General features: G+C 60.5%; 14 protein-coding genes. 5 read left to right on the top strand and 9 right to left on the bottom strand.

The window, feature by feature from the left end; all coding sequences use genetic code 11:
* Window positions 1-40 precede the first annotated feature (40 nt).
* The 4 genes from ABIB60_RS14060 to ABIB60_RS14045 all read left to right on the top strand — a co-directional run bounded on the left by ABIB60_RS14060 (window position 41) and on the right by ABIB60_RS14045 (window position 5,511).
* Window positions 41-2,377, top strand: coding sequence for an erythromycin esterase family protein (locus tag ABIB60_RS14060; RefSeq protein WP_354580716.1), 2,337 nt, complete (start codon window positions 41-43; stop codon window positions 2,375-2,377).
* 133 nt (window positions 2,378-2,510) lie between these two features.
* Window positions 2,511-3,920: a 23S rRNA (uracil(1939)-C(5))-methyltransferase RlmD gene (rlmD, locus tag ABIB60_RS14055; protein ID WP_354580714.1), complete on the top strand. Its 1,410-nt coding sequence runs from the start codon at window positions 2,511-2,513 to the stop codon at window positions 3,918-3,920.
* A 458-nt stretch (window positions 3,921-4,378) separates the two neighbouring features.
* Entirely contained in the window at window positions 4,379-4,753 is a 375-nt protein-coding gene (locus ABIB60_RS14050; RefSeq protein WP_125419697.1) for a hypothetical protein, read from the top strand.
* Window positions 4,754-4,941: 188 nt separating this feature from the next.
* The gene (locus ABIB60_RS14045; protein WP_354580712.1) at window positions 4,942-5,511 is read left to right on the top strand and encodes a transposase; all 570 of its coding nucleotides are present in this window, start codon (window positions 4,942-4,944) and stop codon (window positions 5,509-5,511) included.
* Window positions 5,512-5,656: 145 nt separating this feature from the next.
* Here the strand turns inward: ABIB60_RS14045 and thiL are convergent, their stop codons facing one another.
* Both thiL and ABIB60_RS14035 read right to left on the bottom strand, forming a co-directional pair.
* The gene (thiL, locus tag ABIB60_RS14040; RefSeq protein WP_354580711.1) at window positions 5,657-6,679 is read right to left on the bottom strand and encodes a thiamine-phosphate kinase; all 1,023 of its coding nucleotides are present in this window, start codon (window positions 6,677-6,679) and stop codon (window positions 5,657-5,659) included.
* A 222-nt stretch (window positions 6,680-6,901) separates the two neighbouring features.
* Window positions 6,902-7,978 carry a T9SS type A sorting domain-containing protein gene (locus tag ABIB60_RS14035; protein ID WP_354580710.1) on the bottom strand — a complete coding sequence of 359 codons (1,077 nt, stop codon included), beginning with the start codon at window positions 7,976-7,978 and terminating at the stop codon, window positions 6,902-6,904.
* A 364-nt stretch (window positions 7,979-8,342) separates the two neighbouring features.
* Between ABIB60_RS14035 and ABIB60_RS14030 the strand changes: the two genes are divergently transcribed.
* On the top strand, window positions 8,343-8,927 hold the full coding sequence (locus tag ABIB60_RS14030) for a hypothetical protein (protein ID WP_354580709.1): 585 nt from the start codon (window positions 8,343-8,345) through the stop codon (window positions 8,925-8,927).
* Between the two features lie 89 nt (window positions 8,928-9,016).
* On the opposite strand, the gene ABIB60_RS14025 is transcribed toward ABIB60_RS14030, so the two are convergent.
* The 7 genes from ABIB60_RS14025 to ABIB60_RS13995 form a co-directional block, all read right to left on the bottom strand.
* Window positions 9,017-9,865, bottom strand: coding sequence for an alpha/beta hydrolase (locus tag ABIB60_RS14025; protein WP_354580708.1), 849 nt, complete (start codon window positions 9,863-9,865; stop codon window positions 9,017-9,019).
* A 218-nt stretch (window positions 9,866-10,083) separates the two neighbouring features.
* Window positions 10,084-12,129, bottom strand: a complete 2,046-nt coding sequence (locus ABIB60_RS14020) for a HelD family protein (RefSeq protein ID WP_354580707.1) — start codon at window positions 12,127-12,129, stop codon at window positions 10,084-10,086.
* Between the two features lie 167 nt (window positions 12,130-12,296).
* Window positions 12,297-13,715, bottom strand: coding sequence for a glycoside hydrolase family 125 protein (locus ABIB60_RS14015; protein ID WP_354580706.1), 1,419 nt, complete (start codon window positions 13,713-13,715; stop codon window positions 12,297-12,299).
* Between the two features lie 249 nt (window positions 13,716-13,964).
* Window positions 13,965-16,271, bottom strand: coding sequence for a GH92 family glycosyl hydrolase (locus ABIB60_RS14010; protein ID WP_354580704.1), 2,307 nt, complete (start codon window positions 16,269-16,271; stop codon window positions 13,965-13,967).
* Window positions 16,272-16,304: 33 nt separating this feature from the next.
* Entirely contained in the window at window positions 16,305-18,953 is a 2,649-nt protein-coding gene (locus ABIB60_RS14005) for a glycoside hydrolase family 2 protein (RefSeq protein ID WP_354580702.1), read from the bottom strand.
* A gap of 195 nt (window positions 18,954-19,148) precedes the next feature.
* Entirely contained in the window at window positions 19,149-21,470 is a 2,322-nt protein-coding gene (locus ABIB60_RS14000) for a glycoside hydrolase family 20 protein (RefSeq protein WP_354580700.1), read from the bottom strand.
* The gene (locus tag ABIB60_RS13995) at window positions 21,467-22,351 is read right to left on the bottom strand and encodes an ROK family protein (protein WP_354580699.1); all 885 of its coding nucleotides are present in this window, start codon (window positions 22,349-22,351) and stop codon (window positions 21,467-21,469) included. The genes ABIB60_RS14000 and ABIB60_RS13995 overlap by 4 nt, the downstream gene beginning before the upstream one ends.
* Window positions 22,352-22,442 lie beyond the last annotated feature (91 nt).

Here is a 22,442-nt window from a genome sequence, read left to right as displayed (position 1 = left end):
AGCCGGGCGGCCTTTTTACTTGCTCTGTTTTCCATATACGATGCGCTACCTCTGCCTGCTGCTCCTGCTCATTTCAGTTCCCCAATTTGGGTACGCTCAGGCCCGGCTCAACCTCAGCTTCGAGCCCGAGGCTAACCGGCACCAACCCTTCCTGCTCTGGAATGCCCGGGTTCCGGCGCGCGTGCTGCGGCTGGACACACTTACCAAGGCCGCCAACGGCCAGGGCAGCTTGCTGCTGGATGTGAGCCAGGCCGAAGAGCCCGTGGGCGGAGCGGTGTACACCAATATCTCGCCCATCGACTCTCTGCGCGGGCACACGGTGACCATCAGCGGGCAGCTCCGCACCCAGAACTTCACCGGCAAGGCCTTTTTGTACGCCCATGCCCAGGCGGCCACAACGGGCGAAAACCTGGCCAGCCACGACGACTTCTCAGCCCCGGCCCTGCCACCCAACTCGGACTGGCAGCGGGTACAGATTCAGCTGCCGGTGCCGGCCGGGGCTGTCAGCCTGCTGCTGGGGCTACGGTTCCTGGGCCAGGGGCGCGTGTGGCTGGATGATGTGCGGGTAGAATGGGACTCTGGCCAACACTACCCCGACCACCTGCTGCCCGGCACCGAGCCTCTGGTGCTTAGCGCCGCCGCCCGCCAGCCCAACTGGGACTTTGAGCGCCGCCCCGCCGCCCTACCCGACCCGCGCTACCGCGCCCAGCCCGATTCAGCAGCTCCCGCGCACGGCCGCTACAATCTGCGGCTGGAACCTGTCCGTTCGGGTGTTCCTGCCTACGCCTACCTCGGCCAAGCCCCGCTGGACTCCAGCCTGCGGGGCAAAACGCTGGTGGTGCAGGGGCAGTTGCGATACGCGCCAGCTACGCCCGCACCTGCTCTGTACTACACCCTACTGGCCGAAAGCAATGGCCCGGGAGGCCGAAGCGGAGCCCGGGGCCCGTTGCAGGAGCTGCCCTTAACCGCCGCCACTCAACCTGGCACCGGCTGGCAGCCGTTTCGGGTGGAGGTGCCAACCACTTGGAACGCCTACTATACGCAGCTGGTGCTGGGGGTGCGCCTGGCGGGCCCGGGGCCGGTGTGGGTGGATAACGTGCAACTGCTGGTAGATGGCAAGCCCTACACTCCTCCACTCGACCCCGCCACCCCGGCCCGCCCCACGGCAACCGAGCTGACCTGGCTCCGGCAGGCTGCCGTGCCGCTGCGCACCACCCTGCCCGATGCCGGCGACACCAAAGACCTGGCCGCGCTAGGCACCCTGGTTGGCAAGGCCCAGGTAGTCGGGTTGGGCGAAACCACCTATGGCTCCCGCGAAATTGCCCAGCTTCGCCACCGCCTGCTCCGCTACCTCATCGAGCAAAAAGGCCTGCGGACAGTGGCCCTGGAAGCTGATGCCGCCGCCTGCCTTGCCCTTAATGACTACCTGCAAACTGGCCAGGGCAACCCGCGCCAACTGGTGCAGGCGCTAGGCTCCTACAACTCCCCGGAAACCCTGGCCCTGGTGCAGTGGCTGCGCACCTACAATGAGCGGGCCACCGGCAAGGTGCAGGTGTGGGGCCTGGAATGTGGGCAGCCAGCGGCCCTCACCGCCTACCTGCGGGACATGCTGCCCGAACGCGCCACTGCTTTACGGGGCCGCCTGGATGAGCTGGGCCGCCAGCTGCAACAGCTGCCCGCCGCTGCAATCCGGCTGAACCCCTTCACTGAACCTGGCCAAACCACTGCGCAACTCACGGCGGCGCGGGCTACCCTGCAGCAGGTACACACCGCCCTGGAGGAGCAGAACCGCCTAAGCGGCAGTCTACTCCTGTCCGAAGCTGCCTTGCAGCGCCAATTACTGCTTCTATTGGAGCAGTTTGCTGGCTTGCACACCCTCGACTCGGACCTCACTACTACCTACCGCGCCAACACCCTAGCCGAAAACATCTACTGGCTGCATCAGCAGGCTGCTGATGGGCGGCTGGCGGTGCTGGCCCACAACTCCGTGCTGGCCGCCACCAATGGCACCGGCCAACGGCTGCGGGCCACCTATGGTCCCGACTACGTAGCGCTGGGCATGGCCTTCGGCGCCGGCAATTTTCGCACGGCAATTCGCGCGGAAAACGGCACGGCGGGTTTCCGGCCGGCCGTAGCGGCGGCCGCTGAGCCGGGTAGCTACGAGTATTATTTCCAGGCGGCGCGGCTGCCACTCTCCTACCTCAACCTGCGCACTGCGGGCCTAGCGCCTGGCACCCAGTGGCTACACCAAAACCTGCTCTTCCGCGACGTTGGCTATGCCCTGCCATCAATGCAGTTCCTGCGCCACGATGTGCGCCGGGAATTTGATGCCGTTCTGTTCCTGCCCACCACCACCGCCCTCCAGTCTCTACCCTAGCTTGCCGCGTGTCGGAAACGACTCCCGGGCCTTCACGAACGACGCCCAGCCCCTGCTCAACGCCTCTGGGCAATCCTCCACAAAATCCGACCAGTCCATCAAATCCGCTGTAATCAGTGGTTATCTTTGCCGGGTGAGGAAATCAGTTAAAAACATCCCGGCGGAGCTGCTCCGCGAAGTCGAAATTACCGACATGGTGGCCGAGGGCAAGTGCCTGGTGCGCCGCGAGAACCTGGTCATCTTTGTGACGCAAGTGGCCCCCGGCGACGTGGTGGATCTGCGCGTGACCAAGGCCAAAAAGAATTTCCTGGAAGCCGTACCCACGCACTTCCACAAATACTCGGAGCTGCGCGTGCAGCCGTTCTGCGAGCATTTCGGTACCTGCGGGGGCTGCAAGTGGCAGCACCTGGGCTACGAAACCCAGCTCCGGTTCAAGCACCAGCAGGTGGCCGACACATTGCAGCGCATCGGCAAAGTAGCCCTGCCCGACATCCTGCCCATCCAGCCCTCCCCCGACCAGACCTACTACCGCAACAAGCTGGAGTACACCTTCAGCCACAACGGCTGGCTGACGAATGAGCAGATTGCCAGCGGCCACAACTACGAGCGGCGCGTGCTGGGCTTCCACACCCCCGGCCGCTTCGATAAGATTCTCGACATCAATCATTGCTGGCTGCAGCCCGACCCCAGCAACCAGATCCGGCTGGCCGTGCGCGACTACGCCTTGGAGCACGAGTTGCCCTTCAACAACCTCGTGACCCAGGAGGGCTTCCTGCGCAACCTCATCATCCGCACGGCCAACACCGGCGACCTGATGGTGATTCTGCAGTGCTACTACGCCCACGACGCGCTGTTTCCGCTGCTGGATTTCCTGCACGAGCGGTTCCCGCAAATCACCTCCCTCAACTACGTGCTCAACGACAAGGGCAACGAAACCTTCCACGACCTGGAGGTGGTGTGCTACAAAGGCGAGCCGCACATTCACGAGGAAATGGAAGGCCTGCGCTTCCGCGTCGGCCCGAAATCCTTCTACCAGACCAACTCCGACGGCGCCTTCAACCTCTACAAAATCACCCGCGACTTCGCCCAGCTCACCGGCTCGGAGCTGGTGTATGACCTCTACACCGGGGCCGGCACCATCGCCAACTTCGTGGCCCGGCAGGCCCGGTACGTGGTGGGCGTGGAGTATGTGGAATCAGCCGTGAAGGACGCCTACATCAACTCCGAAATCAACGGCACCACCAACACCGAGTTCTACGCCGGCGACATGAAGGACGTGCTCAACGCCGAGTTCATCCAGAAACACGGCCGCCCCGACGTCATCATCACCGACCCGCCCCGCGCCGGCATGCACCCCGATGTAGTGGCCCGCCTGCTCGAAATGCGCGCCCCCCGCATCGTCTACGTCAGCTGTAACCCCGGTACCCAGGCCCGCGACCTGGAACTGCTAGACGAAGCGTATAAAGTGGTGAAAGTGCAGCCCGTGGATATGTTCCCCCACACTCACCACGTGGAAAATGTGGTGCTGCTGGAGTTGAAGTAGACAATCCTGTTTGGTAAAAAGTCGAAACATCGTGCATAGCTACAGCCTTGCTTCCTTTATTGCTTTCGTTATTGGCTGGGCAGCAATGCAACTTGCAGCGTTTGCATGTATGCTTATCGATAGTCAGAAAATCACATTTTCGGATACAAGAGGATTATTGTTCCTTGCCACGGTCACTTGGTTCACCAGCCTAGCTTTCAATATTATCTGCATCCAGCTACCTAGAAAATACATCAAATCACTTTGTCTTAGGTTAAGGTCTTTCTCGTTCGCTCTTCTTATAAGTTTATATGGCCTAATGGTATTTATATCCGTTTTTTCCTCTCTTCTCTTCAGAGAAGACTCAAGTTCAAGCAGAGGATTCGAGTTTGCATTATTATTAATGGCAGCTGTTAACGGATTTTCTTTCGGAGCGGCCTTTCACCTGTTGTGGAAACCTGCCCAAACTGAATAACAACATGGACTACACCAACGACCCTGAACTAAACGGCAAATACCTCGGCACCATCACCAAGGACTTTGCTACCGTGTCCGATACGCTGAGCGAGGCTTCCTCGCAGATTCGCAAGCGGGATATTTCCAAGTATCCCATCTTCGTGTTTGCCCGCCAGGAGGTGCCGCTGGGCGGCCTGCTCATCAACGCCGACGAGCTGAACCTGGAGTGGCACGTGTTTGCCAGCTACCTGGAGCTGTTCGTGCAGCAGGGCATCATCAACGAAAATGGCATAGAGGCCTTCCAGCAAACCTACCGCGACGCCGACGAGTACTGCTGTCTGTTCGTACTCGACGAGGAGTTCACCAACTTCGTGTACGTGCCCTACCCGGAGGACTAACCAGCACGTTGTGGTCCTACGACTTCCACGCAGCGGGTCGTAGGACCACTCTCATTGAGCAATACTCCGAAGGCGCCTTACCGAGTGTCAGCAACCTCAGCAACGAGAGAGGCCCTACGACCCGCTACGCGGAAGTAGTAGGACCTCTTCGTTCTTATCTCTACCTTATTGCTTTCCTATATGCCGTTATGCCAAGCCTTATTCTTCAGCCCAGCAAACTTTACCACGTATATAACCGGGGCAATAATCAGGAGCTGCTTTTCTACAAGCCCGAGAATTACCGTTACTTCCTGGTGAAGATGCGACAGTATCTGGCCCCGCACGTCCGCATTCTGGCCTGGTGCCTGATGCCCAACCATTTTCACTTGCTGCTGGCCACCCCGGATGATTTCAACTCCCCGGCATATAGTCAGGCAGTCCGGACGTGGTTATCCTCCTACACGCGCGCCATTCAGCGCCAGGAAAACCGCACTGGTTCCTTATTCCAGCAGCACACGCGCGCCAAAGAACTGGACACCGAGCAGTACGCTAGTATATGTTTCTGCTACATTCACCAGAATCCGTTGCGGGCAGGACTGGCCCGCAACGCCCAGCAGTGGGTGTGGTCGTCGTACCTAGATTATATTGGCTTGCGGGCCGGTACCTTGTGTGATTTCGCTGCCGCCCGAGAATTGCTGGATTTGCCTGACGAGCCGGCAGAAATAGGCCAACTCATCCTGCAAACACTGCCCGATGACGTGGCAACAGCTTTATTTTAGCTTTAGTGAGATGTGGTCCTACGAGTTGCCGCAGGCCTCGTAGGACCACTTTCGTTGCTGAGGTTACGCAAGATCAGTAGTTCATTCTTGTTCAACGAAAGTGGTCCTACGAGGCCTGCGGCAACTCGTAGGACCACACCGTGGGCTATTCAAAATGCTGGAAGCCCTGGGCCCGGAGCGGGATGGGTTGGCCGGATTTGGTGATGAGATTGGCACCTTCGCTCTTGTCCACCATGTGACCGATGATGGTGATATCGGGGTGGTTTTTGATTTTGGCGTGGTCCGAGAGGGGCACCGTGAACAGCAGCTCGTAGTCTTCGCCCCCGTTGAGCATGCACATGATGGGGTCGAGGTTGAACTCACTGGCAACTTCCAGGCTGGGGTTGGCAATGGGCAGGTTCTCAGAAAAGATGCGGGCCCCAGTGCCGCTGGCTTGGCAGAGGTGCAGCACCTCGGAGGCCAGCCCATCAGAAACGTCAATCATGCTGGTGGGTACCACGCCCAGGTCGCGCAGCTCGTGCACCACGTCCATGCGGGCTTCGGGGCGAAGCTGGCGCTGCAGCACGTAGGGGTATTTGCCGAGCTCAGGCTGGGTTTCGGGGTCGGCTTGCCAGGCTTGCTTTTCGCGCTCCAATACCTGCAGGCCCAGATAGGCCCCGCCCAGGTCGCCGGTTACGCAGAGCAGGTCGTTAGCCCCGGCCCCGCTGCGGCGCACAGCTTTACCGGCTTCGGCCAGGCCCAGGGCCGTAATACCAATGGTGAGGCCGGCGCGGCTGCCGGTGGTGTCGCCGCCCACGAGGTCCACGTTATAGGCTTCGCAAGCCAGCCGAATACCTTCGTAGAGCTCCTCCACGGCCTCCACCGAAAACCGGGAAGGCACGCTCAGCGCCACCACAATCTGGGTGGGAAGGGCATTCATGGCGGCCACATCCGAAACGTTCACGGCCACGGCTTTGTAGCCCAAGTGTTTCAGGGGGCAGAAGGTGAGGTCGAAATGCACACCTTCCACCAGCAAATCGGTGCTAATGACCACTTCCTGCCCGGCCGGGGGGGCCAGAATAGCCGCATCGTCGCCGATGCCGAGGACGGTGCTGGGCTGCTGCAGGTGCACGGTTTCCTGAATCCGACGAATCAGGCCAAATTCTCCCACTTTATCTAAAGGCGTCATATACTCACGGATTTTGCTGATTACGCAGCTTGCGCAGATTTCTTGCCCGACTGTGCAGGCGGAGCAAAGGTACGAACAGCACACCGCTCGGGGGTACAGGCGCTACTGGTTGCTTTAGCCACGCATAGCCACTGAACAACAACAACGCCCACGACAAGTCACGGGCGTTGTTGTTTTTGGGGACAGCACGAAAAAATATGTGCAATCAGCAGAATCTGCTACTTACTTCACCATCAGCTCTTTGTACACTTTCAGCTGTCCATCCTGCGACACAAACTGCACGAAGTACAGGCCGGGGGTGAGGCCCGAAACGTTCAGGGTGAGGATTTCCTCGCTCAGGCCACGAGGCTGAGCGGTGATGCGCTGGCCCAGGCTGTTCAGTACCGTTACCGAGCCTACTTTAGCACCTTTGATCTGGACGAAAGCCTGACCGTTGGCCGGGTTCGGGAACACGCTGATGGAGGAGTTGAATTTCTCCAGCGTTTTCAGCGGGGCGTAGCTGCCGTAAGGGCCGCTGTACTCATGCGCCCCCAGGCGGGCGTAGCTCTGCGCGGTGGGGTCCAGTGTGTTGTTGGGGAAAGCAGTAGAGTAAGACTCCCACTCGGTAGCAATATTGAACCCGGTGCGGGCCGTTGAGGTACCACCCTGGGGCTCCGGGTTGGTGCGGACGCCAGTGGAAACCGTTTCCCGACGAACCAACGACTGGTTTGCGGAAGTAACAGCCGTGCCGGCGGCATCCTGCGCCGACCAGGAAGTGCCCGGATCCTGACCGATTACCCCGAAGATGTCTACCAGAATGGGCGTACCCAGCCCGGCCGAAGCCCCGGTCCAGCGTACCAGCGCCATGGCGTCGTTGCCGCTGAAATAAGCCGCACCACCGAACGTCAACACCGAGTTGGTGGCGTCAGGAGCGGTTTGGTACGGGGCACAAAGCTGGTCGGCTTCGTTCAGGATTTTGGTCAGCGTTGCTTGCCCGCAGGCGTACACAAACACGTCAGCCGAGTTGAGCACGTTGGAGCCGGTGGTGCGTTTCAGCTTCTCCTCCTGGAAGGGCGTTGTAGCGCCGTTCGAGTAGCGCCGAATCGAGTAGGCATTCAGGTTGACGGGCCCGAGCGTGGGGTTGAACACTTCCATAGCCCGCTCGTTGCCAGTGGAGTTAGATATACCGCCGTTGTAGCTGGTGCCGGATTGGTGCGCTCCTTCGTCGTACTCAGAGAAGAAAAGCTCGGTTCCTTGACCAAACGAGGTAGTAGCGGTAGCCAGTAACAGGGCCGAGGCCAGAATGTAGTTCTTTTTCATGCAGTTGAGGTTGAAAAGGTGTGGATGAACCGACCACAAAGATAGGGCAATTACGGCGGCCCTGGACAATACCAAGTCAGGAAAAAAGCAGGCCTTTATAGTCGAGCTTATTGCTTACTTCATCTATAACCAACATGAATTCAATACCTTATCTATTTCATACAGCGCGCAACTCTGCTGGCACCTGCTTGTTATATTTATGCTGCCGGCTGGTAGCTGCTCTTGCCCAGCTGCCGGGTTGGGTGGCCGTCTTGGTAGGGCAGCAGCTAGCGGCCGATGCTCCGTGAAAGCCTGACGCCTTGCATTGACCGTTTTTGGCCGAAATTACGTTGATGTGCTACCCTATTCGCTTTACACTGCTGCTATGATGCGCCTTTCTTCTTTTTTGCTGCTGCTGGTAACCGTTAGTTTCCTCAGCTGTAACCGCACGCCCAAGGCCATCGACCCTGCTTCGGCCCAGGCGGTGAAGGTGCAGCTGGATATTTTGCAGGACAGCGTGGAGGCCCGCTGGAGTGAAATGCAAACCTCCGACGACGCCAAGCTACGCGACACCAACCGCCTGCTGCGGGAGCTAACGGCCCAGCCTGCTGCCAACCGCCAGCAGCTGGCCAGCCTGCAGTATGCCAACGACCGGCTTTCCCGCCTGCGGTACAACCGCCAGACAATGGCCGAATCGGCCCGGATTGATGCGTATGATACGGCCCAGGACTCGCTGTTGCGGGTGGTGTACGCCCTCGTGCCTGCCCAACCCGAGCCGGGTTCGGCAGTGGCCCAGCTTACCACCCAAATTCAAACTGCCGATACGGACCTGGTCAGCTACCGCGTCCGCTACGATGAGGCTGCCACCCGTTTCAACAACTATTTGCAGGTGCACGCCGCCGAACTGGAGCAGCTGGGCGGCAAATACGCCGCGCTCAAGTCCCTGCCATTGTTCACACTGCAGAACTAACCGGGGCGGCCGCGCAGCTCAGGCTTTTCAGGTCATCCAACGCACTCTCACCGCATACGCTTTTAGCCTTCTTTGTAAGCCTGGGTCAACTACTTAGCGGAAGTCGGCTTGGGCTGGAATACACTCCGAAAAGCCTGCAGCGCCGCCGGATGATAAATGGTGGCATGGGTTTCCGCTGGCAGAGTTTGGTAGTGTACCCGCAGGCTGGTTTGGGGAGCTTTGCGCAGCACCATTGCCAAACGCTGGGTCTCGGGTATCTTCTCGTTGTCGCGGCTGGAGCCGATGTAGAGGGTTTTGGCCGGGCCAGAGTAAGCGCGCAGCTGCTTTTCCATCTGGTTCACCAGCTGGCCCTTGTTCCACCACACGCTGGGGTCGAAGGCCACATAGGTAGTGAACAGTGACGGTTCCAGCAGCAACGTTTCCAGCACGAACAAGCCCGCCAACGACTCCCCCACCACCGCAGTTTCGGGACTGGTGCGGTAGCGTTGCCGGATGTGGGGCATCAGCTCCGCTCGGATAAAGGTGCGGTAAGCAGCGGAACCCCCAACGCGTGGGGCTATCTTCTGGTCTTCCGGGTTGGTGGTGGGGCCGGTTAGGTCGCGCCGCCGCTGGGTATTTTCGATGCCTACCAGGATGAACGGCCGCATGGAGCCATTGCCGGTGAGCACCTGCACCAGGCCGGCCACGTGCAGAAAGTCTTCGGCCAGGCCCCCATCGGGCATGTACAGCACGGGCAGCGGGGCAGCCGTGGCCGAATCGACGTAGGCGGGCGGCAGGTACACGTTGATGCGGCGGGTTTCGCCGAGGGCGGCCGAGGAAAGCGTAAACGTTTCGCCCATAACCAGCGGAGCCGCGCGGCCCTGGCTGCGGGCCGGGTGCGCGACCACCAGGAAAAGCACCACCAGCAATAACCCGGACAAATACGCAGTTTTCAGCATCAGACGCAGGAATAAGTGAGCGAGTTTGAGAATGTATGAAAACGTCGTTTCTGTCACGCTGAGCTTGTCGAAGCATCTCTACCGCTTCGTTGCTACCCTCTTGGATTAGCCAGAGGTAGAGATGCTTCGGCTGCGCTCAGCATGACAGAAACGACATTCTCAAACTCGCTTTTAATGAGTATGAAACTCTATTGCCCCTAGCTTAAGCCCACCGGTTTTCAGGCCGGAAGAAAGGCCGTGGGCTCCCCGGTGTGCGTGAGCGTAAGCCGGTGCATGGCCCGGGTGCAGGCAATATACAGCATACCTTTATCGACGGCGGTGGTGTAGTTGCGGGCGGAAACGAAGGGCACCACTACCTCATCAAACTCCAGCCCCTTGGCCAGGTGGGCCGTGGTAATGATGACGCCCTCCTTGAACTTCGTGGATTCATCGGTGAGCAGGTGCACGTTGGGCCCTTCCAGCGCTTCGTATGCCTGCTCGGCCTGCTCCAGGGTTTTGCAGATGATGCCCAGCGAGTGACTACCGGCGTTTTTGAAGCTCGTAATCAGCTGCCGCAGGGCCTCCAGCTCCTCCTGACGGGTAGAGAAGCGCGTTACCGTGGGAGCTGGCCCGTGCCGCTCCAGCGGCAGAATGTTGGGGTTGGGCGCAATGTGCTGGGCAAAGGCCGTAATTTCAATGGTGGAGCGGTAGCTGCGGTAGAGCCGGACAATGTCGGCCTGGGGAAACACCCGCTCAATGGCTTCGGCCGAGGAGGCGCTGTAGGGGTTTACCGTCTGGCTTACGTCGCCGAGAATGGTTTTGCGGCAGCGAAATATCCGGGACAGCACGGCGTACTGCACGGGCGTATAATCCTGCATTTCGTCTACCAACAAGTGCTTTACGTGGTCGTAGCCGGGCAAGCCTTCCAGGCGGATGCGCAGGTAAATCAAGGCAAACACATCGGCGTATTCCAGGGGCTGACTGGGGTGGAGCTTCAGCAGCTCGGGCCGACCGACCCAACGGAAAAAGTCCCGGTACAGATCCAGCACGTTCTGCAGCTTAAACATGCGCGGAATACCCTCCCCGATGGCGGCTTTTTCCTGGCCCGTGAGCTTGCGGCCGGCCGCGTCGCGCACCTGGGCCCGCACATCATTGGCCACCAGCGCAAACCGTTTCAGCAACGGCACCCGGTGGTAGCTCCGGAATTTCTGCTGGATGAACGCGGCGGGCACTACCGTACGGCCCACGCGCAGCTCCCGTACCGTGAAATAAGTATTCTCGATGTGCAGCAGGTACTGGTTCAGCTGGCTTAGGAACTCAAACGACGACTTAAACCGGATACGCTCGATAAACGCCGCGTCGTGGTGTTCCAGCAGGGCCGAAACCTGGTCGAAGAAGGTCTGAAACTGGTAGCGGTTTTCCAGCAAATCGGCGGCCAGCTCCTCCATGCCCAGCTCCGGAATGTGCTCCTCCCCCAGCTCGGGCAGCACGTTGGAAATGTAGTCGGCAAACACCTTGTTGGGCGAGATAATCAGGATGTCTTTGGCCTGGATGGTTTCGCGGTAGCGGTAGAGCAGAAAGGCAATGCGGTGCAAAGCAATGGAGGTTTTGCCCGAGCCGGCCACGCCCTGAATCACCATTACCGTGGCTTCCTCGTTGCGGATTACCGCGTTCTGGTCGCGCTGAATGGTGGCGACGATGTTCTTCATCTTATCGTCGGATGATTTGGCCAGCTCCTGCTGCAACACGTCGTCGTGAATGTTCACGTCGCTGTCGAGCATGAATTCCAGGCGGCCGTCCCGGATTTTGTACTGGCGCTTCAGCCCGATGGTGCCCTCAATGGTGCCCGACGGAGTGGCGTAGGCGGCCTCACCCAGCTCGAAATCATAGAATAAGGAGGAGATGGGAGCCCGCCAGTCGTAAATCAGGTTCTGGCGCTGCTGTTCATCGAAAAAGGAATGTACCCCGATGTACACCGCCGACGCGGCCTGGCCCCGGGGGGCAAAATCGATGCGACCGAAGTAGGGCGACTGGCCCAGCTTGAGCAGGCGGCGCTTGCGGGCCACGGCCCCCTCGCCCGTGAAGGCCATCCGGTTGATGGATTGGTCGGCGGCTACCATATCGGCCTCATCCATGCCCGACTGGTGCTCGTGGATGTACTGCTTTTTCTGCCGCAGCTCTTCCGAGAACTGCTTTACGGCCGTATCAACCCGCCGGACCGCCAGCCCCAGCTTCTCCTTTATTTCTTCCAGGTATTCTTTTTCTTCTTGCTGCGTGGCGTTCATGGCGGGCTGATCTTGAAAAACGAGCCCTAAAGGTAGCCCCTTGCGCGTAGCCTACCGCAGACTAGTGCACCTGATGGGCCGTTACCCCGGCTAGCAGGCGTAGCTCTATAAAGCACCTCGCAGGCCCTGAATTCGGGTAGTACGGGCGGTAAGTCAGCCGTTTGAGGCTAGGCCAGCAGCTGGGGCTTCTCCTGGTATACCTTCCACAGAAACTCCCCGAATAAGGTGTTGGCCCAGGCAAACCAGGCCCGGGTGAACTTACTGGCGTCGTCCTTGTGGAAGGCTTCGTGCATGTAGCCGGTGCCGGCGTGGGTGGCGCGCAGGCTCTGCACGCAAGCCCGGATTTCGTCGTCCTGCAAGCTGGTGAGGCCGCGCATAGTCAGGGCAATGGGCCAGATCATGTCCTGGCCCACGTGGGGGCCGCCGATGCCCTCGGCGGCTGTGCCCTTGAAAAAGAACGGGTTGTTCTCGGAGAGCAGAAACCGGCGGGTGTTCTGGTAGATGGGGTCGATGGCTGGCAGGGCGCCCAGGTAGGGCAGGGCCAGCAGGCTGGGCACGTTGGCGTCGTCCATGAGCACCTGGCTGCCGAAACCGTCCACCTCGTAGGCGTACAGCTTACCGTGTTTTGGGTGGTCGACGACGGCGTACTGACGCAGGGCGGCTTCTACCTCGTCGGCCAGGGTGGTGAGCTGCCGGGCCGTGGCGGTATCCTGGCGAAGCTGGGTCAGCATCTCGGCGGCCTGACGCAGGCTGGTGACGGCGAAGAAGTTGCTGGGCACCAGAAAGGAATAGAGCGTGGCGTCGTCGCTGGGGCGAAAGGCCGAGCAGATCAGGCCCACCGGGCGCACGGGGTAGCCGTAGCCGTTCATGGGCTGGGTATCGGTGGCTTTGGCGGTTTCGCGCTGGAACTTGTAGGGGCCCAAACCATCCTTGCGCTGCTGCTCCCGGAAGGTTTGCAGCACCAGCGTAATAGCCCGCTGCCAGGTCGCATCAAATGGAGCCGTGTCCTTCGTGATTTTCCAGTAGTGGTAGGCCAGTCGGATGGGGTAGCAGAGCGAGTCGATTTCCCATTTCCGCTCGTGCACACCCGGTTGCATAGCCGTCAGGTCCGATTTCCACTCCCCTACCCGCGTGTCGTCGCCGTAAAACGCATTGGCGTAGGGGTCTTTGAGGATGCAGCGAGTTTGGCGGTTGATGACGCCGGCCACCAACTGCCGCAGCTCCGCATCCTTGCCCACAAACTGCAAATAGGGCCATACCTGGGCCGAGGAGTCGCGCAGCCACATGGCGTCAATGTCGCCGGTGATGACGTAGGTATCCGGCCGCCCTTCGCGCAGGGCGTAGGTAACCGTGGTATCGAGGGTGCTGGGGAAGCAGTTGCCGAACAGCCAGCCCAGCTCCTGGTTGGGCACCTTCTTCTGAAACTCTTTGATGGCCGCTTCCACCGCGCGGCTCCGAAACCGCCGCTTCGCCTCCGCGGGCCGCACCACCGGGAAGTTAGGGGCCACGGCCAGCACGGAGGTAGGTTGCAGCAGCGTGCCGCCGGAAAGCAGCGTAAGTCCCTGAAGAAAGTGGCGGCGGTTCATCGGTTCAGTGGGAATTTGTGAGGAGAATTTGGGTGTACAAGAACGTCATGCGGAGCCAAAGGCAACCTGTGCGATGATGTCAGCAGCTCTTCAGGAAGTCCGGTAGATAAATTCCGAACGTCATGCTGAGTGCAGCCGAAGCATCTCTACCGCTGATACTTAGTGCCAGTGCAACGAAGCAGCAGAGATGCTTCGGCTGCGCTCAGCATGACGTTCTGTTATGTACCTGGCAGAGCACGCTGACCTTTTTTACAGCACCGACTTCGGCCGGTCGGCGGGAGCCACGCCCCAGGTCAGGCTGGGATTCGGGCCCATTTCAAACACCAGCGTTCCGCCCTGCAGCAAATCCTGGTGCGTGATGTAGGACTTGGAATAGGGCTGACCGTTGCGGGTTACGCGCTGGATGTACTTATTTGCCGCGCTGTTGTTTTTCGCCTCGATGATGAGCGTTTTGCCGGCGGCCAGCCGGATGGTAGCCCGCTCCACGGCCGGACTGCCGAACACGTAAGCGCCGTTGGCCGGATTCAGCGGGTAGAAGCCCAAGGTGGAAAACACATGCCAGGCCGACATCTGCCCCACGTCCTCGTTGCCGATGATGCCGTCGGGCTTGGCCGTGTAGAAGTTCTCGGTGATGAAGCGCACCTTCTCAGCCGTTTTCCAGGGCTGGCCCAGGTAGTTGTAGAGGTAGGTGATGTGGTGGCCCGGCTCGTTGCCGTGGGCATACATCCCCATGAGCCCCGAAATATCTGGGGAGGCTTCCGCGCCCATGCTGCCTTTCACCAGAAACAGGGAATCCAGCTTCTGGGTAAACCGTTGCTCCCCGCCCAGCAGCGTAATCAGGCCCTCCACATCCTGGGGCACCAGCCAGGTGTACTGCCAGGCGTTGCCCTCGGTGAAGTCACTCTTCATATGCACCGATTGGAACGGGTCGAAGGGCGTGCGCCACTCCGTTTGCGAAACGCGGCCGCGCATAAAGCCGGCTCGCTTGTCGAAGTAGTTCTGGTAGTTGCGGGCCCGCTGGCTGAAGTAGGCGTAATCCTCGGTCTTACCCATTTTACGGGCCATCTGAGCAATGCACCAGTCGGCTAAAGCGTATTCCAGGCCTTTCGACACACTTTCCACCTCGCCGTTGGCCGGAATGAAGCCCTGGGCTTTCACCGCTTTCAGCCCGAACTCGTCGCGCATGGCGGTGGCTTTAACGGCCTCGTAGGCCAAGTTGGCATCGAAGCCTTTGAAACCCTTCAGGTAGGCATCGGCCACCACGGGCACGGCGCTGTAGCCCACCATGCAGTTGGTTTCGTTGCCCATCAGATGCCACACGGGCAGTTTGCCTTGCTGCTGGTAAATGGCCAGCATGCTGCTCACCATATCATTCACCCGCTCGGGCTGCAGAATGGTGAACAGCGGGTGCGCAGCCCGGTAGGTGTCCCAGAGCGAGAAGGTGGTGAGGTTGGTGAAACCGGGGTTGCGGTGCACCTGCTTGTCGGTGCCCCGGTAGTCGCCGTTGTGGTCGTTAAACACCGAGGGCGCAATCATGGTATGGTAGAGGGCCGTGTAGAAGGTTCTAAGGCGGGTTTCATTGGTCTGCACCTGCACCTTCTGCAGCTCCCGATTCCAGACAGCATCGGCCTGCGCCACCACTTTAGCGAAGTTCCAGTGCGGAATTTCGGCTCGGATATTCGCCAAAGCGCCTTCGGTACTGACGGGAGAAATGCCTACTTTCAGCTTCACCTGCTCCCCGGCCTGGGTGGCGAAGGTGAGCACGCCCTTGATGCGGTTGCCGGTAGCGGCGGGCTTGGTGTTGCCTAGTGTATCGAGCACCTGCACGCTGCTGAAGCTGCGGATGGGCTTGGAAACAATGGCCGCGAAGTACACGCGCTGATCCTCGGCCCAGCCTTTAGAGTTGCGGTAGCCGATGAGCGTGCTATCGTTGAGCTGCTCGATGTGGGTGTCGGTGGCCAAATCCCAGCCGATGCCCTGCTGCAAATCGAACACCAGGTGGGAGGCGTCGGACTTGGGGAAGGTGTACTGGTGGAAGCCCACCCGCTCGGTGGCCGTCAGCTCGGCCCGGATGTCGTAGCGCTTCAGGCGCACGGCGTAGTACCCGGGCCGGGCCTCTTCCTCCTTATGCGAGAAAAACGACAACAGGCCCCGCTCCGGGTTTTTCGCCCGGCCTTCCGTCACGCGCACCGGCCCTGTGGTCGGCATCACCGTCACGTCGCCCAGGTCGCCGATGCCGGTGCCGCTGAGGTGGGTGTGCGCGAAGCCCACAATGGTCGAATCGGAGTAGTGGTAGCCCGAGCACCAGTCCCAGCCCTCGGTTACGTTCACCGGCCCCAGCTGCACCGCCCCAAACGGCACATTCGCCCCCAGAAACACGTGCCCGTGCCCGCCCGTGCCAATGTAGAGGTCGACGTAGCGTGTGAGGCTGGCTTCGGGGGCTTTGGTTGTTGCCGTCGGCGTACTGGCCGGTTGGGTTCGGGTGCAGGCTACTGTGGCGGCTACACCGGCTACGGCCGTGGCGGGAATAAGGGCTGAACGAAGAAAACCGAGCATAAAATGACGTTCTAATAGTATTCAGTAACCCGCCTACTTGACGGCCACGGGCACCAGCTGCTTCACCACGTTCCAGCCTTCCACTGCCACCACCGGCGCGGGCACGTCAGAGGTCGGCGTGTAATCCAGCAGCACGGTTTTCAGCTCGCCCGGCAGCACCGACACGTAATTATCGGAGTAGAACACGGGCAGAATGCGCTTTTGGGTGGCGGGGTTCAGGAGGGCCAGGCGGTTGAAGAAGGCTACCGGCGCGCCGGTCGGGTTGGTCAGCACCACTTCCACCTTGCCCGTTCCTACCGACTTCGCAACCACTTGCGGGGCTGCCTTGGGCATGGTTTTCAGGCCGGAGTATTCGCCCTTGCTATCGGGCAGCCAATAGAGGTTCTGGCTGACGGGCTGCTTGCTGAGATTGAGGAGCTGCAACGACAGGAACATTCCTTTATCCTTCGCTAGCTGCCGCACCACACCGTTAATGGGCAGGTACTTCTTGGACATCGATGGGTTGATTTCCACGATGACCTGGGTGATGCTCGTCTTCTTGCCCGCCATATCGTAGGCATCCACCACCAGCATCAGGTCGCGCTGCGCCTCGAAGCTGTTGTTGGTCAGCATCACCACGCTGTCCACGGGGTTGTACTGCACGTGCACGGGCTCACTGCCGGTGCGCAGGCCGTAGAGGCAGGCGTTGGGGTCGAGGTAGTAGTCGTACATCTGCCCGCGTAAGGCGGTCCAGGGGTTCTGGGTTTTCCAAATGATGCTACCCGTGTACCAGTCCCACATGTGGGCGCTGAAGCCCTCCATCAGGGCCCGGTACTGCTCGTAGTTTACCAGTTGGGCTTTGCGGCCGAAGTCGCGGGCATCGGTGGGCGCGCCGTAGGGCAGCAGGTAGTTTTCGTAGCCGATGTACTTGTGGTAGTCCCACACCGAATCAACTTTCTCTGCGGGCCTGGCCGGGGTGCCCGTAAACTGCGGCGGCACCAGGTTGGCGGCCGGCAAAAACCGCTCCAGCGACTCCAAGTCGCCCACGCCTACCGAGCCCACTTCCGAGTTGAACGGATACGTGCGCTGGCTCCAGAAGCGGCTGATTGGCTGGATGGTGTAGGGTCCGTCGCCGCCCCCACCCAGGGTGTTCATCGACATGCTGTCGGCGTTGGAGTAGGGCACAAACCAGCGAGTGCCATCCAGCTGGGGCAGAATGGAATCCTGCAGGGCCGTGAGGATGTCGCGGGGCGGGGTGATTTCGTTGCCCCCACACCAGATGGCCAGGGAGGCGTGGTTGCGTACCATCTTCACCTGGTCGGCGGCGGAGCGCAGGAACAGGCGGTGGTCTTGGGGATACTGGCGGCGGGCGTACTGGTCGTCCAGCTTCAGCGGGTCTACCCAGCGGCCGTTGGCGTCGCCCGTCATCCAGAAGTCCTGCATCACCAGCAGCCCGTACTGGTCGCAGGCCCGGTAGAACTCGGGCCGCTCCACCAGCGCCCCGCCCCACACCCGAATCAGATTCAGATTCATGTCCCGGTGGAAGCGGATTTCGGCATCATAGCGGGCCTCCGAGAAGCGCAGCATGGCATCAGAAATAATCCAGTTGCCGCCCTTGATGAAGATGCGCTGCCCGTTCACCAGCACCTGCATACTCTGGGTACGGGCGTTCCACTCAGGCCGAATTTCACGCACGCCCACCGTCACCTCCTCCACATCCGACACGGTTTTACTCACCATAAACTGCAGCTGTGAGGAATACAGATGCTGCGCGCCATAGCCGTTCGGCCACCACAGTTTGGGATTAGAAAGCGTGAGCTGGGGCAGGCGTACCAGTTGGGTAGAGCGGGCCGGCACCGTTACTTTCTGCCGCACCGTTTGGCCCTCGATGGTGTACTGCAGCGTACCCGTCACCTTTTTGTCGGTTGGGTTTTCCAGTTCGGCCGTCACGTCGAGCTGAGCTGGCTGCTGGGGGCCGTTGGGTTTGCGCAGGCCCGTTACGCGGGTGATGATGTGCGGATTCTTGAGGTTGACGGGGCCGGTTTTTTCAATCGTCACCTTATCCCAGATGCCCGTATTCCGGTCCCGGATGGGCTGAATCCAGTCCCAGCCGGCCACGTACTGATGGGCCACGTTGCGGGCAATGGTACCGTCGCCGGCCTGGCCGCCGTTGGGGTTGCCCACGGGGGCGGGTGGGTACACCAGCACGGCCAGGCGGTTGCGGCCGTCCCGGGCCAGATGGGGCGTGATGTTGTAGCTCTGGCGCAGAAACATGCCGCGGTGGGTTTGCTGGTTGAGCTTTTGCCCGTTCAGAAACACCTCACAGCTGTAGTTCACGCCCCGCAGGTGCAGCCACACCTGGCCGTTACTTGCGGCCGGCGCTTCCTGAAAATCCTTGACAAACCAGTAGGTGTAATAGTCCGGCCCGGTGCGGTAGATGTCAGGAATGCGCTGGTTGTTCATCCCAAAAAACGGGTCGGGCACCTGCTTGTTGGCCAGCTGGGTGGTGAGCACCGTGCCCGGCACCACGGCCGGCAGCCAGCCCGTGAGCGGGTAGGTAGGTTGCGAGACTTGCGGCCCTTCCGCCTGCACTTTGGCAATGGGTTGGGCCAGCCAGCCCGAATTCAGCTCATAGCGCTGCTGGGCGGCCAGCGGCAAAGCTATTGCCAAAGTCAGCAGCAGCACGAATAGACGTTTCTTCATTCGAAGGTGTTCAGATAATGCAGTATCGACAGTGACCCAATCTTGTCGTAGTCAAAGCCATCATGCAGAGCGCAGCGAAGCATCTCGCGTGCTGATGTAGGTAGTAGCCCCGACGTCAGCACGCGAGATGCTTCGCTGCGCTCTGCATGACGTGCTGATAGCATATGCTCTACACGGTCTAAACTCGTCCGCATACTACTGCACTACAATTTCGTCGGCGAACAGCCAGGTGTCAGGCTTGGCGGCGCCGGGAGCCTGGGCATTTTTGGCCGTTACCCGGACGAACCGGGCCGTCGTCTTTTTCAGATCGGCCCGCACCTCACTAACGGTGGGCTTCACTTGCGCGGTCTGCACCGGAACGGGAGCCGAGTAAACGGTTTTGTAGGTTTTGCCATCCTCCGAAACGGCCACTTCCACGCTGGCGGGCAGCTGAATGCCGGAGCCCACGGCCCGCAGAAAAGTAGTTCTGACGGCGCTGATATCGGTGGCTTGTTGCAAGTCCAGGGTGGCTACCAAATCGTAGCCGTAGAAACCCAGCCACTGGCCGTCGGTGTGGTTGGGGGTGCCCTTCTGACCATCTACCAACGTGAGAGGGCCGATGCCCTTATAGCTTTTGCTGGGCTCGTTGGTCAGGGTGAGTGGGTCGGCAAAGGCTTGGTGCATGAGTAGCTCCCGGGTCGTGACTTTGCTCATCAGCTTGCCCCCTTCGACCGTAGCAGCCTTCACTACGGCTGATTTGGCTAGCGTGAACGGCTGGGTGTACATCGGCGAGCTGGCCGTGGGCGCCGAGCCATCCAGGGTATATACAATTTGCGGGCCGGCGGCGTCCATCTGCAGCGTAACCACGGTGGTGCGCTGGGCGGGGTCGAGGGTGAGCTGCGGGCGCACGTTGAAGGCGCTGCGGGCGTAGTTAGCGCCCCAAGCTTCGTAGCGGCGGTATTGCTGCCGCATGCGCTGCTGGAAATCGGGCCAGTTGCGCAGCCGCGCCGGCGTCCAGAGGGCCTCGGCCAGCGCCGACATCCGCGGAAACGCCATGTACTCCACCTGCTGCTCGGTGGGAATGTACTCCGTCCAGATGTTGGCCTGCCCGCCCAGAATGTACTGCTGCTCGGTGGCCGTCAGCTCCTTGGGCGTGGGCTCAAAGGTGTACACCTTCGACAGCGGCAAATAGCCGCCAAAGGCCAGCGGCTCCAGCTCGGGCAGGCCCTGGTAATGGTCGAAGTAGGAGTGGGAGCCGGGCGTCATTACCACGTTGTGCTTTTGCCGGGCCGCCGTGGTGCCGCCCTCCTGCCCGCGCCACGACATCACCGCCGCGTTGGGGGCCAAGCCGCCTTCCAGAATCTCATCCCAGCCGATGATGCTTTTGCCCTTGGAGTTGACGAATTTCTCCATGCGCTGCACAAAATAGCTCTGCAGCTCGTGCTCGTCCTTCAGCCCTTCCGCCTTCATACGAGCCTGACACTTGGGGCAATTGTGCCAGCGGGTTTTGGGGGCTTCGTCGCCGCCGATGTGGACGATTTTGCCCGGGAACAGCGGCATCACCTCCGTTAGTACATCCTGCAGAAAGGTGAACGTCTGCTCGTTACCGGCGCAGAAAATATCATCAAACACGCCCCACAGCCCCTCCACCTTGAACGGCCCGCCCGTGCACGACAGCTCCGGGTACGCCGCCAGCGCCGCCACGGCGTGGCCGGGCATCTCAATTTCCGGCACCACCGTGATGTACCGCTCCTGAGCGTACCGCACCACTTCCTTGATTTGCTCCTGGGTGTAGAAGCCGCCGTAGCGCACGTTGTCGAACTGGTGGGGCTGGTCGGTGTAGTGGCCGATGAGCGTGCCGTCGCGCCAGCCGCCCACCGAGGTCAGCTTGGGATACTTCTTAATTTCGATGCGCCAACCCTGGTCGTCGGTGAGATGCCAGTGAAAGGTGTTCATCTTGTGCAGGGCCAGATAGTCGATGTACTTCTTCACGAACTCCACCCCGAAGAAATGCCGGCTGACATCCAGGTGCATGCCGCGCCACTGGTAGCGGGGCTTGTCGGCTACCTCCACCGCCGGCAGGTTCAGGGCCGGGGTGCGCTGGGTGGGCAGCAACTGCCGGATGGTCTGCAAACCCCGAAATACGCCCTGGGCATTACTGGCGGCCAACACTACCTGCGTGGGCTGCACGCTGAGCGTGTATCCTTCCGCACCCAGCGTATCCAGAGCCGGCCGCAGCGTTAGCCGGATGCCGCCCGCGCCGGCTTTAGCTGGCGTGGCTATTACCTGGGGCTGCACGCCCGAAGTCCGCTGGATATCCCGGCTCAGCACCTCGCCAATGCGGCGCAGCTCCTCGTTTTTGGGGTCGACGTAGATTCTGGTGGCCGCCGTAACAGCAAAGCTCCCACGGCCTGCCGTGAGGAGCACCGGCTGCGGAATGATGGAGGTGGCGGCTGGGCTTGCGGTTGGTTGCTGGGCGGAAACGGCTCCGGACAGGCCGAGGAATGCGGCCAGAGGCAGCCAGATTTTCTTTCTCACAGGGAAGGCACGGTAGAAGGATGGGAAGGTAGCTCCTGCTTAAGGTGGCACAAGGCCGCGGCACCCAGGACGGCCGCATTATCGAGGGTGGAAGGCGCAATCACCAGCTGCTCCACCACCTTCGGAAAAGGGAATTCCCGCAGTGTTTCCTGCAAGCCACCCCGGAAATACTCGAAGCACTTACTGACGGAGCCACCCAGGAAAACGGCCTGCGGGGCCACCGTGAACAGCATAGTTTTAATCAGGTGGCCCAGGTGCCGGCCGTACTCCGTGAGCACTGCCAACGCGGCCGGGTCGCCTTGGCGGGCTAGGGCGTGCCACTCCGCGCCTGGGCGGCCGGTGTGGAGGGTGAAGAACTTGCCGCTGCAGTATTCTTCGAAGGTTTTATCCCGGTAAGGCAGGCAGCCAAACTCTCCGGCGCTGGACAGCACCCCGGCGTGCACATCGTGGTTGAGGATGAGGCCCGCCCCCACGCCGGTACCCAGCACCAGCCCTACCAGATGGGCAAACGGCTGGCCCTGCCCGTACATTTTCTCGCCCACGGCAAAGGCGTTGGCATCGTTGGTGATGTACACGGGCTTGCCGAAGCGTCCCGCGAGGAACTGCTTGAGCGGTACCTGCTGCCAGGACGGAATATTTTGCACGTTGTAGATGATGCCGTTGGCCTCATCCACCAGCCCCGGCGTACCGATGCCGATACCGGCCACCTCCGCGTCCAGCAGTGCTTCGAGGTGGCTCGCCAGCTCTTCCAGAATCTGCGCCTGCGGGGCCGTAGCGGCTGTTTCAAACCGCTTCTCCTGCACCACCACTCCATTCTGCACCACACCGATGTGCATTTTGGTGCCGCCAATGTCGATGCCGATATACTTGGTGGAAGGCATGTTCGTAGAGTCGGTGTAGTTTCAGTTGGTAAGGCTTTGCGCTTCAAATTACTGATAAGCCCGTGCGCTCAAGCAAACTATTTACAAAAGC

Source organism: Hymenobacter sp. UYP22 (genome assembly GCF_040547285.1).
Taxonomy (GTDB): Bacteria; Bacteroidota; Bacteroidia; order Cytophagales; family Hymenobacteraceae; genus Hymenobacter.
The sequence above is the reverse complement of the archived record's forward strand: the minus strand, read 5'-3'. Positions and strand labels throughout refer to the sequence as shown.